General features: G+C 69.6%; 1 protein-coding gene. It reads left to right on the top strand.

Annotated elements, in window-relative coordinates; all coding sequences use genetic code 11:
• On the top strand, positions 1 to 612 hold a 612-nt coding region (locus IEV83_RS20010), incomplete at both ends, for an alpha/beta hydrolase family protein (protein WP_188478638.1).

Genomic DNA, 612 nt, shown 5'->3' with positions numbered 1-612 from the left:
GAAGGACTTCGATGCCGCCGTCAGGCTGATGCATGAAGAGCGCCGGCAACGGCCGCTGCTGGTGGTCGGCCACAGCGTCGGCGGCTTCCTGCCGGGGCTTGCGGCCAGCGCGCCGCTGGTGAGCCGGATGCTGACGGTGGGGGCGCAATACGCCTGGTGCGGCGACTACGCCCGGCGGCACTGGCTGTCGATGTTCTGGCAATGGCACATCGTCATGCCGGCGCTGACGGCCTGTTGCGGCTATTTCCCCGGCCGGCGGCTGGGGTGGCTGGAGGATCTTCCCGCCGGTGTGGCCCGGGAGTGGAGCTTTCGCGGACCGCGCTTCGAAAAGAGCCACCCGCCGCGGGAGCGGCGCTCGGCGCTGCGGCGGATGGCCTCGGTTTCCGCGCCGATCCTTGCCGTCACCATGACCGACGACGCGTATGGCACGCTCAGCGCCATCCGGCGCACGCTGCGCTACTACACGCGGGCGCAGCGGACCATGGTGCAGCTGCATCCGGGCGATCTGGGCTTTGAGTCCGTCGGTCATTTCAACCTGTTCCACGACCGGCATGCGCCCGACTTCTGGCTCGACACGCTGGTGTGGCTGCGCGACGGCGTCAACCCATGGCC

This window comes from Stappia taiwanensis, from assembly GCF_014635285.1.
GTDB lineage: Bacteria > Pseudomonadota > Alphaproteobacteria > Rhizobiales > Stappiaceae > Stappia > Stappia taiwanensis.
This window is presented reverse-complemented; position numbering and strand designations above follow the sequence as displayed.